The sequence below is a fragment of the Spirillospora sp. NPDC048819 genome (assembly GCF_040650055.1).
Classification (GTDB): Bacteria; Actinomycetota; Actinomycetes; order Streptosporangiales; family Streptosporangiaceae; genus Spirillospora.
On sequence record NZ_JBEZGN010000017.1, the window covers coordinates 91,523 to 105,040 of the forward strand.

17 protein-coding genes are annotated in these 13,518 nt (G+C 69.6%); 4 read left to right on the forward strand and 13 right to left on the reverse strand.

Annotation, left to right across the window (positions count from 1 at the left end; genetic code table 11):
* Positions 1 to 71 precede the first annotated feature (71 nt).
* Both AB0C35_RS22900 and AB0C35_RS22905 read left to right on the forward strand, forming a co-directional pair.
* Complete coding sequence (locus AB0C35_RS22900) at positions 72 to 485, forward strand: VOC family protein (RefSeq protein WP_358459005.1); 414 nt, start codon at positions 72 to 74, stop codon at positions 483 to 485.
* Positions 486 to 600: 115 nt separating this feature from the next.
* Positions 601 to 930, forward strand: coding sequence for an MmcQ/YjbR family DNA-binding protein (locus tag AB0C35_RS22905; RefSeq protein ID WP_358459164.1), 330 nt, complete (start codon positions 601 to 603; stop codon positions 928 to 930).
* A 158-nt stretch (positions 931 to 1,088) separates the two neighbouring features.
* Here AB0C35_RS22905 and AB0C35_RS22910 read toward each other — a convergent pair whose 3' ends face one another.
* The 3 genes from AB0C35_RS22910 to AB0C35_RS22920 all read right to left on the reverse strand — a co-directional run bounded on the left by AB0C35_RS22910 (position 1,089) and on the right by AB0C35_RS22920 (position 2,514).
* Positions 1,089 to 1,316, reverse strand: coding sequence for a hypothetical protein (locus AB0C35_RS22910; protein WP_358459007.1), 228 nt, complete (start codon positions 1,314 to 1,316; stop codon positions 1,089 to 1,091).
* A 170-nt stretch (positions 1,317 to 1,486) separates the two neighbouring features.
* A complete protein-coding gene (locus AB0C35_RS22915) occupies positions 1,487 to 1,699 on the reverse strand; it encodes a DUF397 domain-containing protein (RefSeq protein ID WP_358459009.1) in 213 nt (70 codons plus the stop codon).
* A complete protein-coding gene (locus tag AB0C35_RS22920) occupies positions 1,696 to 2,514 on the reverse strand; it encodes a helix-turn-helix transcriptional regulator (RefSeq protein ID WP_358459011.1) in 819 nt (272 codons plus the stop codon). Before AB0C35_RS22920 ends, AB0C35_RS22915 begins: the two co-directional genes overlap by 4 nt.
* Positions 2,515 to 2,666: 152 nt before the next feature.
* Here AB0C35_RS22920 and AB0C35_RS22925 point away from each other — a divergent pair, with 152 nt between their 5' ends.
* Together AB0C35_RS22925 and AB0C35_RS22930 are read left to right on the forward strand one after the other, a co-directional pair.
* On the forward strand, positions 2,667 to 2,894 hold the full coding sequence (locus AB0C35_RS22925; protein ID WP_358459013.1) for a hypothetical protein: 228 nt from the start codon (positions 2,667 to 2,669) through the stop codon (positions 2,892 to 2,894).
* Positions 2,895 to 3,015: 121 nt separating this feature from the next.
* The gene (locus tag AB0C35_RS22930; protein ID WP_358459015.1) at positions 3,016 to 3,321 is read left to right on the forward strand and encodes a hypothetical protein; all 306 of its coding nucleotides are present in this window, start codon (positions 3,016 to 3,018) and stop codon (positions 3,319 to 3,321) included.
* Positions 3,322 to 3,452: 131 nt separating this feature from the next.
* On the opposite strand, the gene AB0C35_RS22935 is transcribed toward AB0C35_RS22930, so the two are convergent.
* The 10 genes from AB0C35_RS22935 to AB0C35_RS22980 all read right to left on the reverse strand — a co-directional run bounded on the left by AB0C35_RS22935 (position 3,453) and on the right by AB0C35_RS22980 (position 13,422).
* A complete protein-coding gene (locus AB0C35_RS22935; RefSeq protein ID WP_358459017.1) occupies positions 3,453 to 4,079 on the reverse strand; it encodes a hypothetical protein in 627 nt (208 codons plus the stop codon).
* 141 nt (positions 4,080 to 4,220) lie between these two features.
* Complete coding sequence (locus tag AB0C35_RS22940; protein WP_358459019.1) at positions 4,221 to 4,619, reverse strand: VOC family protein; 399 nt, start codon at positions 4,617 to 4,619, stop codon at positions 4,221 to 4,223.
* 37 nt (positions 4,620 to 4,656) lie between these two features.
* Positions 4,657 to 5,067, reverse strand: coding sequence for a hypothetical protein (locus AB0C35_RS22945; protein WP_358459021.1), 411 nt, complete (start codon positions 5,065 to 5,067; stop codon positions 4,657 to 4,659).
* A 165-nt stretch (positions 5,068 to 5,232) separates the two neighbouring features.
* Positions 5,233 to 6,018 (reverse strand): SAM-dependent methyltransferase, encoded by a 786-nt coding sequence (locus tag AB0C35_RS22950; RefSeq protein WP_358459023.1) that lies wholly within the window; start codon positions 6,016 to 6,018, stop codon positions 5,233 to 5,235.
* A 289-nt stretch (positions 6,019 to 6,307) separates the two neighbouring features.
* Positions 6,308 to 7,582, reverse strand: a complete 1,275-nt coding sequence (locus AB0C35_RS22955; RefSeq protein WP_358459025.1) for a thymidine phosphorylase — start codon at positions 7,580 to 7,582, stop codon at positions 6,308 to 6,310.
* 10 nt (positions 7,583 to 7,592) lie between these two features.
* Positions 7,593 to 7,997 (reverse strand): cytidine deaminase, encoded by a 405-nt coding sequence (locus AB0C35_RS22960; RefSeq protein WP_358459027.1) that lies wholly within the window; start codon positions 7,995 to 7,997, stop codon positions 7,593 to 7,595.
* Positions 7,998 to 8,001: 4 nt separating this feature from the next.
* The gene (locus tag AB0C35_RS22965; protein WP_358459029.1) at positions 8,002 to 9,357 is read right to left on the reverse strand and encodes an ABC transporter permease; all 1,356 of its coding nucleotides are present in this window, start codon (positions 9,355 to 9,357) and stop codon (positions 8,002 to 8,004) included.
* Positions 9,354 to 10,604, reverse strand: coding sequence for an ABC transporter permease (locus tag AB0C35_RS22970; RefSeq protein ID WP_358459031.1), 1,251 nt, complete (start codon positions 10,602 to 10,604; stop codon positions 9,354 to 9,356). The genes AB0C35_RS22965 and AB0C35_RS22970 overlap by 4 nt, the downstream gene beginning before the upstream one ends.
* Positions 10,601 to 12,280, reverse strand: coding sequence for an ABC transporter ATP-binding protein (locus AB0C35_RS22975; protein ID WP_358459033.1), 1,680 nt, complete (start codon positions 12,278 to 12,280; stop codon positions 10,601 to 10,603). Before AB0C35_RS22975 ends, AB0C35_RS22970 begins: the two co-directional genes overlap by 4 nt.
* 83 nt (positions 12,281 to 12,363) lie before the next feature.
* A complete protein-coding gene (locus AB0C35_RS22980) occupies positions 12,364 to 13,422 on the reverse strand; it encodes a BMP family ABC transporter substrate-binding protein (RefSeq protein ID WP_358459035.1) in 1,059 nt (352 codons plus the stop codon).
* Positions 13,423 to 13,518 lie beyond the last annotated feature (96 nt).

Below are 13,518 nucleotides of genomic sequence, written 5' to 3' on the forward strand. Positions count from 1 at the left end.
CGACAGGAGCGTGCCGGAGCCGCCTTCACCGACGTCCGGGCTCGTCCAGGGCCCGACTTCCAGGAGGAATGATGTCCTCTCGGCTGAACCCATATTTGACGTTCAACGGCAACGCCCGCCAGGCGATGGAGTTTTACGCGAGCGTGTTCGGCGGAAACCCCGCCTTCAACACCTTCGCCGAGTTCGGCACCACGGATTCACCGGACGCCGACCGGATCATGCACGGAATGTTGGAGACCGACGCCGGTTACACGATCATGGCCAGCGACGTCACCAGCGACATGGAGTACCAGCCCATGGCGGGGTGCTCGATGAGTATCAGCGGCGACGACGCCGACCTCCTGCGCGGCTACTGGGAAAAGCTGTCCGCGGACGGGACCGTCACGATGCCAATGCAGAAGCAGGTTTGGGGTGACGAGTTCGGCATGTGCGATGACAAGTTCGGCGTGACGTGGATGGTCGATGTCACCCAGCCGCAGACCTAGCAGCTCAGGGATACCGCCCGGTCGCCGCCGGCGTGCCGGCCACGCGGTCCGGCCGGTACCGGCGCCCACAGCAGAAGCGGGCATTTGAGCAGTGGACGGCTCACAACGTGACCGGGTGATAGCGGAATGCCTCGCCAAGCCAGGATCGTTGGAGGACTACCCGTTCGGCGACCAGGTGGCCGTCTTCAAGGTGGCCGGGCGGATGTTCGCGCTGGTGCCGCTGGATCCGCCGCCGGGGACCGTCAGCCTCAAATGTGATCCCGATCTGGCCACCGACCTGCGTGCGCGCTACGCGGCGATCACGCCGGGCTACCACCTCAACAAGCGGCATTGGAACACCGTGGTCCTCGATGGCTCGGTGCCCGACGAGGAACTGATGGATCTGATCGATCACTCTTACGTGCTGGTGGTGGCACGACTCACCAAGGATCAACGGAAACGCTGATGTCCTGACATGCGGATGAAGGCTCCGACCATCTGGGGCCGGTTCGAAGGCCAAGCCCGCCTGTGAAGGTCGCCGCCCGCCGGGCAGATCGACCCTGCGGATCGGGAAGGACGGCCCCGGAACTCCGACAGGTCGTGGCGAACCGCCCGAAACCACGGCTACTGCGGATCGTCGGTGTGCCAGGGGTAGAGGAACTGTTCGGGGCGCAGATCCCACGCTTCGAGCGTCGCGGTCAACTCCTCCTCGCCGACGGACGTCGCGTCCCGGATCAGCACGGCTCCGATGTCGTGGTCGTAGCCGTCGATGTGATCGATGTCGTAGTCCCAGTGCTGGAGGCGGAACGTGCGGTCGTGGTCGGCCCGCGTCCAGCCCTGCCGGTGGGCCACGACATCAGCTGGTGTGGCGACCGGGGTGATATCGACGAACGCCCGCCGACCGGGCCCCGATGCCGGCACTTCGGTGACCAAACGCCGACCGAGCCGCAACGCGTTCCGCTTGTCGACGGGCCATCCCGGGAGCCTCCCACCGCCGCGTGAACGACTCGGCGAGCTCACGACTAACGTTCCAGGTCGAACTCGCACGCCTTCGCACCGTCGGCGAACACACGCCATGCCGCAACATCGAACGCTAGCGTCGCGCCGTCCGGGTCCTTCGAATCGCGCACCGCCACTCTCGGAGCGAGCCACGCAATTTCTACGCATTCACCACCATGCTGTGAGCTACGGCTGCTCTTACGCCACAGGGTGCCCGAAACATCCGAAGTGCTCATAGGTGCTCCATCGCATCTTGGATCATGGCCAACGACTCCTCGACGGAGAGCGTCTGGCCCTGGATCAGGTCCCACGTTACGACTTGCAGTGCGACCCTGTCGCGCTGCTTCAGCAGTATCCCCTCTGCGGAAGCCTCCGTATAGGCAACGTCTGGCTCGTCTTCGAAACCTAGGATGATGAAGCTTCCTGCCAGGCCAGCGTGAAATCCCGCAGCATACGGGACGATCTGTAGTTGAGTCTTCTCGCGCCGCCCTACCTCCAGCAGGTAGTGGAGCTGCTCACGCATGACCTCCTTACCTCCCACGTTCCGGCGGATAAGGTCCTCGTCCATTACGAGGAAAGTGTGCGGAGGGTTCTCTCGCTCGAAGATCGACTTCCTCTCCATGCGTTCGGCGACGAACTTCGGTGTAGCCGAGCCCATCATCACGCTGATGACCGTGCCTGCGTAAGCCTCCGTCTGGAAGAGACCGCTGATGAGGTTGGTGCTGCAGACGCGGACGTGGCTGGCCCTCTTCTCGTAGCCCAGGTACTCCGGGAAGCCCGGGGGCAGGGTGGTCAGGTGCCGCGTGTCGTTGATCCGCTCCCATAGGCGGCAGAACAGGCCGTCCGTCTCGAAGAAGGTGTCGAGGGCGGCGGCGAATTCTTCGGACGGAAGGTTCTTGCATAGTTCGACCTGGCCGACGTAGGAGTCGGCGAAGCCGAGCTTTTCAGCGAGTTCCTTCTTGGTGAGACCGGCCTGCTTTCGGCGCCACTCGAGTTCCTTGGCGAAGGTGACGATGGCGGGTCCGTCGTAGGGCTCGGATTGGGCGGGCATCACGACCTCCGGGGGGCTGCACCCATCCGCCGGGTGCGGACGATCTTGCCTTTGGTGCATTGCTGGTAGTGCTCAGTCGATTCCTAAGCGTAGTCGAGCGTGTGAGGGTGGTCACACGAAATGGCGAGTGGGAACGAGTCAGAGGGAACTCGATGGATACGCGAGTGCAGGTGGACGAGCGGGAGCTGGGGCGGCTGCGGGCCGACTTCGGCGGGTGGCGGATCTGGCGGGCCGTCAAGCAGGACGGGCGGCTGGGCGAGTGGGTCGCCAGCCTCCACGACCCCAAGGCCGGGGTCGAGCCGACGCTGATGTTCCCCACAGCGGCCCTCCTGCGGAAGGCGCTGCTCCGGCAGGCCGAGAGGGCGCGAGCGAAGGGCTGAAAGCCGAGGTGATGGGCGCAGGTCGTCCATCACCTGACGTGAGGCCCCCCAGAGCGCGGCGCGGTCGGTGGACGTCCCCCCGGGCCCACCGGCCGCGCCGTCCCACGAGAAGAGGTGAGTGATGGGAATGCAACCCGGCAGGCAAGCGGCCACGCCCGTGCCGTCCAACGAGAGGCGTGCGCACCTGGACGCGCTGCGGGCGGCGGTCGAGGCGCGGCGGGAGCTGGCGTGCGGGGTCGTCGAACGGCGCGGGGTGACCTGGGTGAGCGTCGTCGGGGTCGGTGAGGCGCGGCGGCTGGTCGAGGTCGGGTGCGACTACGTCCGGTCGGCGTGGTGGTTCATCCGAGACGACGGGCGGCCGATCGCACCGGCGCGGGACGTCCACCATGCGGTCGACGTGCTGGTTCGTGAGCTGGTGGACGCGTGAGTCCGGGCGAGCTGGGGTCGGTCGCAGTGGACATCGCCCTGTTCGGCGTGGCCTGCGTCGCGACGGGATGGTTCTTCGGGTTCCTGGCCGGGAGCCGGTGACCCGCTGGGGCCGGGTCACCGGCGCAACGCTCAGCCCTGGGGAACGGGCGGCAGGTCGGCGTGCCTGACGTTGTAGTCGCCCTTGACGACCGGGGCGAAGGCCGCAGGGCCCATGCAGGTGCCGACCTTGCCCTGTCCCCATGCGCCCTCCTCGTTCTGGTCGCTGTTGACGACCGACCAGGAGAAGCCCATGCGGTCATGCCCGCCACCGGGGCCGCCGTCGTGGACGGTGAAGCCGAACCGGCGGCCGATCCAGTCCTTGATCTGCTCGTCGGCCTTGGTGACGACCGCGGTCAGGGTGGCGTTGCCGGGGCTCGTCGCCAGGCAGTCGACCCTGGCCTCCGACCGGACGGTCGACCCCGCCTCCGGGGAGTAGTGGGAGATCTTCACGATGCCGCGGGCGTCCGTGGGCAGCCCGTTGGGAAGCCCCGGCTTGGGCGCCGAGTACGGGACGGCGTGGGCATTGAAGGTGAAGGCGCGGACGTCCTGATCGGGCCAGTAGGTAAGGCGGATCTGCGCGGAGCCCGACACGCGCGCCGTCTTGGCCTCGGCCGCGGGCGCCGCTGTCGGCGTGGAAGTCGCCTGCGCCGCGACCGGCGCGGCCATCGCGGTGATGGCCGCGCCGATCAGAATGGCGGTCTTGGTCGTGTTGCGCATTGGGGGCCCCGTTCGGTCGACGGACGGGCCCCGGCGGCCCGGCCACCCCAATGCTCCGATCGGGCACCGCCCGCCGCCCTCCCCCGTTCGGGCCGATCACCTCACCCGTCGGTATGAGTCGGCACATCGGCATGGCCGGCGTTACTCGTCAGCCGCCGGGGAGGTGGGCGGTAGCGGGCTGCCTATGCGGAGGAGGTTGCCGCTGCGGTCGATCAGGGCGAACTCGCGCAACCCATAGTCGGTGTCGCGTGGCGGCTCCAGCCGGCTCCCCGTGGCGCTGTCGGTCGGCACTCCAATTCCGGCCCACGTGCGGTGCAAGGCGTTCGCGTCCTTGACCCGGACGTAGCAACCGGTGGCGGTGGTCAGCGGATCCACCTCTGGATGGTGGAAGAAGTGCAGTTCCACGGTCCCCCGCGCCACGATGAGGTACCCGTACTGCTCCGGTGGGGCACCACGCATCTCGAAGCCCAGCCGGGCGTAGAAGTCGAACGTCTCGTTCAAGTCCCGGCTGGGCAGGATCGGGACCGCGTACTCGTCCATGCGGGCAAAGGTAACCCGCCGCGTGCCGCCGGAGCGGTTACTTCCACTCGAAGACCTTGGACTCGGTCTTACCGCTCGCGTCGGCGTCGTATTCGAACATGGCGGCCACCTTGTTCAGGCGTGAGAACTTCTCGGACGTCGCCCGGTAGAAGATCGCGCCCCGGAAAGACGTCGCGCCGTCGTTCAGGAGCCTGCCGACTCCCATGCCCTTCCAGGTGGTGGTCTCGCCGTCGCCGGACATCGTGCAGCCCTGGCCTTCACCGCGCAGAACGCCGTCCGAGCCGAGGACGGACACGTACGTCCCCATGTCCACGACCTCTTCGTCGAGGAGCCGGCCACGGGACTCGAACGAGACCTCGACCCGCGCTTCACCCTGCTCGGTCGGCGGCAGGACGCGAGTCCCCGTGACCTGGCCCGTGTCATGACCCAATTGATCGCCCAATGCCATCTTGATCCTCCCCCTTTCGGATCACTCAATTTCAGTCGAACACCGGCCCCGCTCGCCGGTCAATGCCGTCGGCGCGTGCGGCCGTCCCCCTTGTCTCCCGCTTTTCGGCAAAAGGGATCTCCGTCCGCGGCGGCGTGGAAACCTCGGGCAAAGCGCCTGTGCGCGTCAGTCTTTGCGCGCGAGGCCGGCGTAGTAGTACGCCTCGTGCGGGTCGGACGGGGGCGTGTCCGGACGCCACGTCGCGATCGGCACCGCGCCCGGTTCCAGCAGCGTGGTGGCGCCGAACAGGGCGGTGAACTCGGCGCGCGTCCGGGAGACCAGCGAGATCCCCGCCGCGTTCGCCGCGGCGTTGGCGGCGGCGACGGCCTCCGGGTCGAAGTCGGCGGTGGGGTGCGACAGCGCCAGGCGGCTGCCGGACGGGAGGGCGGCGAGCAACTCCGCGACCCAACGCTCCGGACGACGCTCGGCCGGGAAGTACATCAGCAGCGCGACGACCATCAAAGCGACCGGCCGGGAGAGGTCGAGCGTTCCGGCGAGAAGCGGGTCCGCGAGGATCGTCTCCGGCTCGGTGAGGTCCGCGTGGATGTAGGCGACACCCGGGACGTCCGCGAGCATCGCCCGCGACTGCTCGGCGACCAACGGGTCGTTGTCGACGTAGACGACGCGGACGGACGGGTCGATCGCCTGCGCGATCTCGTGCAGGTTCGGTGACGTGGGGATCCCGCTCCCGATGTCGAGGAACTGGGTGACGCCGGACGACACCAGATGCCGTGCCGCCCGTTCCATGAAGGACCGGTTCGCCCGCGCCATCGCGGGGAGCGTCGGGATGGCACGGATCATCGCGTCCCCGAGTTCCCGGTCCGCCGGGAAGTTGTCGGTTCCGCCGAGCCAGTAGTCGTACACCCGGGCGGGATGCGCGACGGAGGTGTCGAACTCCGGGGAGGCTGCCATGCGCGGTCCTTCCAACAAGATCGGCTGACCCGATCCTCGCACCTCGGGCGCCGCGGCGAAACGACGAAACCGGCCACGCGGCCCGCCGCGCCGCGCCCGCTGGTTCGCCTTCCGGCGCAGGTGCCGGTCACGGCGCAGTCGGCCTCGTAGATGCCGCGGGGCAGACCGGAGTAGTGCGCGAACTGCTCGATCTCGGCCGTCTGCGCCGGCGGTCGTGACCGCCGCGGGGCGTCCCCCGCCGTCCCCCCGTACGGGCCGTCCCCCGGTGGTATGGCCCGGGCGCCGCGGCTCAGGAGATTCTGTCGATCACCAGGGGGTGAAGGGACGGGGTGCCGCCGTCCACGATCTCGTAGGCGCCTTCCAGGGACTCCAGGGCGCGGGGCAGGCGGGTCTCGTCGTCGGTGTGGAGGGTGAGGAGCGGCTGCCCTGCCGTAACGGTGTCGCCCGGCTTGGCGTGGCAGGTGATGCCCGCGCCGAACGAGACCGGGTCCTCCTTGCGGGCCCGGCCGGCGCCCAGGCGCCAGGCGGCGACGCCGACGCCGTAGGCGTCCAGGCCGGTCAGGACGCCGGAGGACGGGGCCGTGACCGTGTGGGTCTCGCGGGCGGACGGGAGCGGCGCGTCGGGGTCGCCGCCCTGGGCGCTGATCATCCGGCGCCAGACGTCCATGGCGGAGCCGTCCTTCAGCGCGTCGGCCGGGTCCTTGGACGACAGCCCGGCGGAGGCGAGCATCTCGCGGGCCAGGGTCAGCGTCAGCTCGACCACGTCGGGCGGGCCGCCGCCCGCCAGCACCTCGACCGACTCGGCGACCTCGACGGCGTTGCCGACCGCGTTGCCCAAGGGACGGTCCATGGCGGTCAGGAGGGCGACGGTGCGCAGGCCGTGGTCGGTGCCGATCGCGACCATCGTCTCGGCGAGTTCGCGGGCGTTCTCGACCGTCTTCATGAACGCGCCGGAGCCGACCTTGACGTCCAGGACGAGTGCGCCCGTCCCCTCGGCGATCTTCTTCGACATGATCGAGGACGCGATCAGCGGGATCGACTCGACCGTCCCCGTCACGTCGCGGAGGGCGTAGAGCTTCCGGTCGGCTGGGGCCAGGCCGCTGCCCGCCGCGCAGACGACGGCCCCGGCCGAGCGCAGGACGTCGAGCATCTCCGCGTTCGACAGCGACGCCCGCCAGCCCGGGATCGACTCCAGCTTGTCGAGCGTCCCGCCGGTGTGGCCGAGGCCGCGGCCGGAGAGCTGCGGGACGGCGGCGCCGCACGCGGCCACCAGCGGCGCCAGCGGCAGGGTGATCTTGTCGCCGACGCCGCCGGTGGAGTGCTTGTCGGTGGTGGGGCGGTCCAGCGCCGACCAGTCCATCCGCTCGCCGGAGCGGATCATGGCCTCCGTCCAGCGGGCCACCTCGGGACGGGTCATGCCGTTCAGCAGGATCGCCATCGCGAGCGCCGACATCTGCTCTTCGGCGATACCGCCGCGGGTGTAGGCGTCGACCGCCCAGTCGATCTGGCCGGGGGTCAGCGTCCCGCCGTCGCGCTTGGCGCGGATGACGTCGATGGCGTCCACAAGGTCCCTTTCAAGCACGTTCGATCAGGTCGTCGGGGCCGAACGCGTCCGGCAGGACGTCCGACATGGGCAGGATGCCGCGCGTCGTCTCCAGCAGCATCGGGGCGCCGCCGTGCTCCCAGAGGAGCTGCCGGCAGCGCCCGCACGGCATCAGCGGGTTCCCGTGCCGGTCGACGACCGACAGCGCGACCAGGCGGGGCCGCTGCGACTTGCCGGGGCCGTGCAGCGCCGACACGATCGCGCATTCGGCGCAGAGCCCGATCCCGTACGAGGCGTTCTCGACGTTGCATCCGGTGATGACGCGGCCGTCGTCCACCAGGGCGGCGGCGCCGACCGGGAACCCCGAGTACGGGCAGTACGCGCGCGTCATCGCCTCCCGCGCGGCGTCGCGCAGAGCAGGCCAGTCGATCTCCATACGGTTATCGTGCCTCACCGCGCCGGTACCGCAGCCCGTTGGCGGCGGGCATGCGGAGTCGCTGGCTGGCCAGAGACAGGACGAGCAGCGTCGTCAGGTGCGGCGTGAAGGAGACCAGTTCACCGGGGACCGCGTCGCTCAGCAGGAACCAGGCGAGCAGCCCGACGGCCGCCGCCAGCGCGAGGACGGCGCCGATGTAGGCGTTGCGGACCTCGCGGCGGGCCAGGTCCGTCGCGGCCTGGGGACGCAGCTTGCCCGCGCGCAGGGCCTGCCAGATCGCGACGCCGATGAGCAGGATCGCCACGAACAGCAGCAGCGCGTGGACGGCCTGGCCGCCGCCGCGCACGTTCATCGCGTCGGTGTAGCCGAACAGTAGCGAGCCGGCCGTGAGGCCGCCGGGACGCCAGTTGCCGAAGATCATGGCGGCGAGGCCGATGAAGCCGCGGCCGTTGGTCTGGCCGTCCTGGAACAGCGGGGCGGCGACGGTGACGAGGAAGGCGCCGGCGAGGCCGGAGAACCCGCCCGAGATGATCACTGCGGCGTACTTCATCCGGTACACGTTCACGCCGAGCGACTCGGCGGCGTACGGGTCCTCGCCGCAGGACCGGATCCGCAGCCCGAACGGCGTCTTCCACAGGACCAGGAAGCTGAGCGGCACCAGCAGCAGCGCGACGAGCGTGAGCAGCGACATGTCGCTGGTCAGCCCGCGCAGGATGCCCGCGAGGTCCGACGCCAGAAACCAGTGCCTGTCCTCCAGCGACCCGAGCCAGTCGGGGCTCTGCCAGCCGCCCAGCTTCCCGCCGGACAGCACCGGCATCGTCAGCGTCATGATCGGATCGACCGGCGGGGACTGCCGGGGACCGCCGCCGAGGGCCTTCGCCTCGCCGGTGGCGAAGATCAGCCCGGCGAGGAACTGGGTGAGGCCGAGCCCGAGAATGTTGATCGCGACACCGGACACGATGTGGTCGACGCCGAACGATACGGTCGCGATCGCGTGCAGCAGCCCGCCGAGGGCGCCGCCGAGGATGCCGAACAGGACGCCGATCCACGGGCCCCACTGGAATCCGGCCCACGCGCCCGTCCAGGTCCCGAGGATCATCATGCCCTCGAGACCGATGTTGATGATGCCGGACCGCTCCGACCACAGCCCGCCGAGACCGGCCAGGAAGATCGGCACGGCGAGGCGGAGCGAGGCGCTGACCGTCCCGCTGGACGTCACCGGGTCCGCGTCGTCGATCACGCGGACCAGCGACAGCAGCACCAGCAGCCCGGAGGCGATCAGCAGGTAGTGCGGCCAGCGCAGCCGGCGCTTGCCGTTCGCGGGCTTCTTCGCGGCCATCGTCTCGGTCGCGGCGCTCATGAGCGGTCCCCCGTGGACTCGCGGGCCAGGTCGTGGCCGGTGGCCAGTTCGATGGCGACGGCCCGCTGCTGCATGCGGATCTCCCAGCGCCGGACGAGTTCGTACACGATGACGACGGTCAGCACGACCACGCCCTGCATGACCCTGACGATCTCCTTCGGGACGTCGACCGCCTGGAGGACGTCGGACGTCTGGTCGAGGAACGCGAACAGCAGCGCGGCGAGCGCGATGCCGGCCGGATGGTTGCGGCCGAGCAGCGCGACCGTGATGCCGGTGAACCCGAGGCCCGCCGGGAAGTTCAGCGAGTACTCGTAGGACGCGCCGAGCAGCTCCGGCATGCCGATCAGCCCGGCGACCACACCGGACGCCAGCATCGTGTAGACGATCATGCGGCGGGCGTTCACGCCGCTGGCCTGCGCGGCCGACGGGGACAGCCCCGACACCTTCAGGTCGAACCCGAACCTGGTGTAGTTGATGACGACCCAGAACACGATCCCGACGATGATCGCGAGCGGCAGCAGCCCGTACATCTGGTTGGGCAGGTCGAGCCCGAGCGAGGACAGGAAGCCGTTCAGCGGGCCGACCCGTCCCGACTCGGGGATCTGCGGGGTCGCGACGTTGTTGCTTCCCGGCCGGAGCTCCGCAAGCCGCTGGTCGTTCAGCAGGTAGGCGATCAGGCCGGTCGCGATCGCGTTCAGCATGATCGTGGACAGGACCTCGCTGACCCCGCGGGTCACCTTCAGCACCCCGGCGATCGCAGCCCACAGCCCGCCGACCGCCATCGCCGCGACGATCACGAGCATCTGGCCGAAGGGCGCGGGCAGGGTCACCGCCCCGCCGAGCACGGCGGCCATGAACGCGGCGAGCCGGTACTGGCCGTCCACGCCGATGTTCAGCAGCGCCATCCGGAACCCGATCGCCACCGCCACCGCGGACAGGTAGTAGCGGGTGGCGCGGTTCACGATGTCGACGATCGAGTGTTCCGTGGTGCCGTAGTTGATCATGCTCCGGATCGAGCTGATCGGGTCGGCTCCGGTGACGCGCAGCAGGATCATCGTGATGCCGAGGGAGATCAGCAGCGCCAGCGTCGGCGCGCCGATCTTCAGGCCCAGCCCGGTGGGGCCGAGGCCCCGCAGGATCGCCTTCCACGCGGGCACCGGCTCCGGCTCCACGGGCGCGGCGCCGCCGTTCGGGTCGCCGTCCTTCGGGTCGCCGTCCTTCGGGTCGCCGTCGGTCGGGCCGGTCATGACGCCGCCCCGGCGCCGGTCATCGCGGAGCCGAGGTCCTCCGGCGTGACGGTCCGCGGATCGACCTCCGCGACGAGCCGTCCCCGCAGGATCACGTGCAGGGTGTCGGACATTCCGATGAGTTCCTCAAGATCGGCGCTGATCAGCAGCACGGCGAGCCCGGCGGCACGGGCCTGCCGCAGGTAGTCCCAGATGGCGGCCTGGGCGCCGACGTCGATGCCGCGCGTCGGGTGCGCGGCGATCAGCAGGTGGGGCTCGCCGGACATCTCCCGCCCGACGATGAGCTTCTGCTGGTTGCCGCCCGACAGCGCGGCGGCGGGCACCTCGATGCCCGGGGTCCGCACGTCGTACTCCCGGACGATCCGGGTGGTGTCGCGGCGGGCGCCGCGCCGGTCGACCAGCGGGCCGCGGACGTTCGGCGGCTGCGTCTGGTGGCCCAGCATGCGGTTCTCCCAGAGCGTCCCCTCCAGGACGAGCCCGTGGCGGTGCCGGTCCTCGGGGATGTAGGAGATGCCGGCCTCGCGGCGCCACCGGGTCGTCCAATGGGTGATGTCGTCGCCGCCGTGGACGATCGACCCGGCGTCCGCCTGCCGGATCCCCATGATCGCCTCGATCAGCTCGGTCTGCCCGTTGCCCTCGACCCCGGCCAGCCCGACGATCTCGCCGCGGCGGATGCGCAGCGACACCTCGTCCACGATGGAGCGGCCCTCGGGGGACAGCACCGTCAGCCCGCCGATCTCCAGCTGGACGTCCTCGGTGACGGTGGACTCGCGCAGCTCCGGGGTGGGCAGCTCCGACCCGACCATCAGCTCCGCCAGCTGCCTGGAGGTGACCTCCCCCGGGTCCAGCCTGGTCCCGACCGTGGTGCCGCGCCGGATCACCGAGATCGTGTCGGCGACGGTCAGCACCTCGTCGAGCTTGTGCGAGATGAACAGCACGGTCAGGCCCTCGGCGCGCAGCTCCCGCAGGTTGCCGAACAGCTCGTCGACCTCCTGCGGGACGAGCACCGCGGTCGGCTCGTCCAGGATCAGCACGCGGGCGCCCCGGTAGAGCACCTTGAGGATCTCCACGCGCTGTCGCTCGCCGACGCCGAGCTTCTCGACGAGCACATCGGGGTCGACGTGCAGCCCGTACGCCTCCGACATTTTCTTGATCTTGGCGCGGGCGGCGGTGAAGTCGATGCGGCCGAGGCGCCTGCCCCCGTCGGGGCGGGGCACACCGCGCAGGACCTTGCGCTCCAGGAAGTCCAGGGCGCGGCCGCCGACGCGGGGCTCGGCGCCGAGGATCACGTTCTCCAGCACGGTCAGGTTGTCGGCCAGCTTGAAATGCTGGTGGACCATGCCGATGCCGCGGCCGATCGCGTCGGCCGGGGTCCGGAAGGAGACCTGCTCCCCCTCGACCTCGATGGTGCCCTCGTCCGGCCGCTGCATCCCGTAGAGGATCTTCATCAGCGTGGACTTGCCGGCGCCGTTCTCGCCGCAGAGCGCGTGGACCTCGCCGTGCTCGATGGTGAGGTTGATGTCGCGGTTGGCCACCACACCGGGAAACCGCTTGGTGATCGATGTCAGCCGCACGGCCGGCACCTGGTCAGGCACGAGTGCCCCTCCTCCTGCCTCGAACGTGCTGTGGGACGTGCCGGACGTGCGCGACGGGACGTGCCGCGCACCGGGCGTCATCGGATCGGTGACGCCCGGTGCGCGATTACGGCCGTGCGGAACAGGCCGGTCACGTCACCGTGCGGAGACACGCCCCGCCGGCGTCACGCCTTGGTCGGGACCTTGATCTCACCACTGACGATCTTGGCCTTGAACTCGTCCAGCTTGGCCTTGATGTCGTCGACGTGGCCGCCGGACGTCGCATAGCCGACGCCGTCGTTGCTGAGGTCGTACAGCTTGGTGCCCGCCTTGAACTTGCCGTCGGCGACGCTCTTCACGAAGTCGTACACCGCGACGTCCACGTGCTTCTCCATCGAGGTGAGGATCTGGTCCTTCACCCCGGCGACCGCGGGCTGCTTGTACTGGTCGGCGTCGACGCCGATGGCCCACTTGCCGGCCGCGCCGACGGTCTTGATGACGCCGATGCCGGCGCCGCCCGCGGCGTGGTAGATGACGTCCGCGCCCTGGTCGAGCTGGCCCTTGGCGGCCTCGTTGCCGAGGCCGGTGTCCTGGAAGCCGTTGAAGTTCGGCGGCTGCGTCAGGTACTTCGCCGGAAGGATCTTGATGTCGGGCTTGGCGGCCTTCGCGCCCGCCTGGTATCCGGCGAAGAACTTCTGGATCAGCGGCACGTTGACGCCGCCGATGAAGCCGATCGTGCCGGACTCGGACTTCAGCGCCGCGGCGGCGCCGACGAGGAAGGAACCCTGCTCCTCGGCGAAGCAGGCGCCGCTGACGTTGGCTCCCTCGACCTTGCACTGGTCGGCGTCCACGACGAGGAACTTGGTGTTCGGGAAGTCCTTGGCGACCTTGACCACCGAGGTGGTGTAGGCGAAGCCCACGCCGATGATCGGGTTGTAGCCCTGGTTGGCCATCAGGCGCAGCCGCGACTCCTTGTCGGAGTCGGGCTCGTCGGGCTTGGCCGAGATCTCCTCGGTCTCGAGCTTCAGTTCCTTCTTCGCCCGGTCGAGGCCGGCGGCGGCGGAGTCGTTGAACGACTGGTCACCGCGGCCGCCGATGTCGAACGCGAGGCCGACCTTGAGGGCCTTCTTGCCGCCCTCGTCGCCACCGCCGGTATCCGCCTGCTTGCCACCGCACGCGGAGGCGGCGAACGTCAGCGCCGCGCCCGTGAGGGTGACGAGTGAAATCTTCAGTCCACGGCGCAAGGTAGCGCTCCTCTCGTTCCCCACCCAGGGTCGGCGGCCGTTCCGGCCACCGAAATCGATCGGACGCTACCTCGCGAATGCGGGCAAACTTCCCGC

Bases quoted from the DNA above. Each gene is read 5' to 3' on its own strand.
- AB0C35_RS22900 (WP_358459005.1), top strand. From the start codon at position 72: ATGTCCTCTCGGCTGAACCCATATTTGACGTTCAACGGCAACGCCCGC.
- AB0C35_RS22915 (WP_358459009.1), bottom strand. From the start codon at position 1,699: ATGAGCACTTCGGATGTTTCGGGCACCCTGTGGCGTAAGAGCAGCCGT.
- AB0C35_RS22920 (WP_358459011.1), bottom strand. From the start codon at position 2,514: ATGCCCGCCCAATCCGAGCCCTACGACGGACCCGCCATCGTCACCTTC.
- AB0C35_RS22925 (WP_358459013.1), top strand. From the start codon at position 2,667: ATGGATACGCGAGTGCAGGTGGACGAGCGGGAGCTGGGGCGGCTGCGG.
- AB0C35_RS22930 (WP_358459015.1), top strand. From the start codon at position 3,016: ATGGGAATGCAACCCGGCAGGCAAGCGGCCACGCCCGTGCCGTCCAAC.
- AB0C35_RS22935 (WP_358459017.1), bottom strand. From the start codon at position 4,079: ATGCGCAACACGACCAAGACCGCCATTCTGATCGGCGCGGCCATCACC.
- AB0C35_RS22940 (WP_358459019.1), bottom strand. From the start codon at position 4,619: ATGGACGAGTACGCGGTCCCGATCCTGCCCAGCCGGGACTTGAACGAG.
- AB0C35_RS22945 (WP_358459021.1), bottom strand. From the start codon at position 5,067: ATGGCATTGGGCGATCAATTGGGTCATGACACGGGCCAGGTCACGGGG.
- AB0C35_RS22950 (WP_358459023.1), bottom strand. From the start codon at position 6,018: ATGGCAGCCTCCCCGGAGTTCGACACCTCCGTCGCGCATCCCGCCCGG.
- AB0C35_RS22960 (WP_358459027.1), bottom strand. From the start codon at position 7,997: ATGGAGATCGACTGGCCTGCTCTGCGCGACGCCGCGCGGGAGGCGATG.
- AB0C35_RS22965 (WP_358459029.1), bottom strand. From the start codon at position 9,357: ATGAGCGCCGCGACCGAGACGATGGCCGCGAAGAAGCCCGCGAACGGC.
- AB0C35_RS22970 (WP_358459031.1), bottom strand. From the start codon at position 10,604: ATGACCGGCCCGACCGACGGCGACCCGAAGGACGGCGACCCGAAGGAC.
- AB0C35_RS22975 (WP_358459033.1), bottom strand. From the start codon at position 12,280: ATGACGCCCGGTGCGCGGCACGTCCCGTCGCGCACGTCCGGCACGTCC.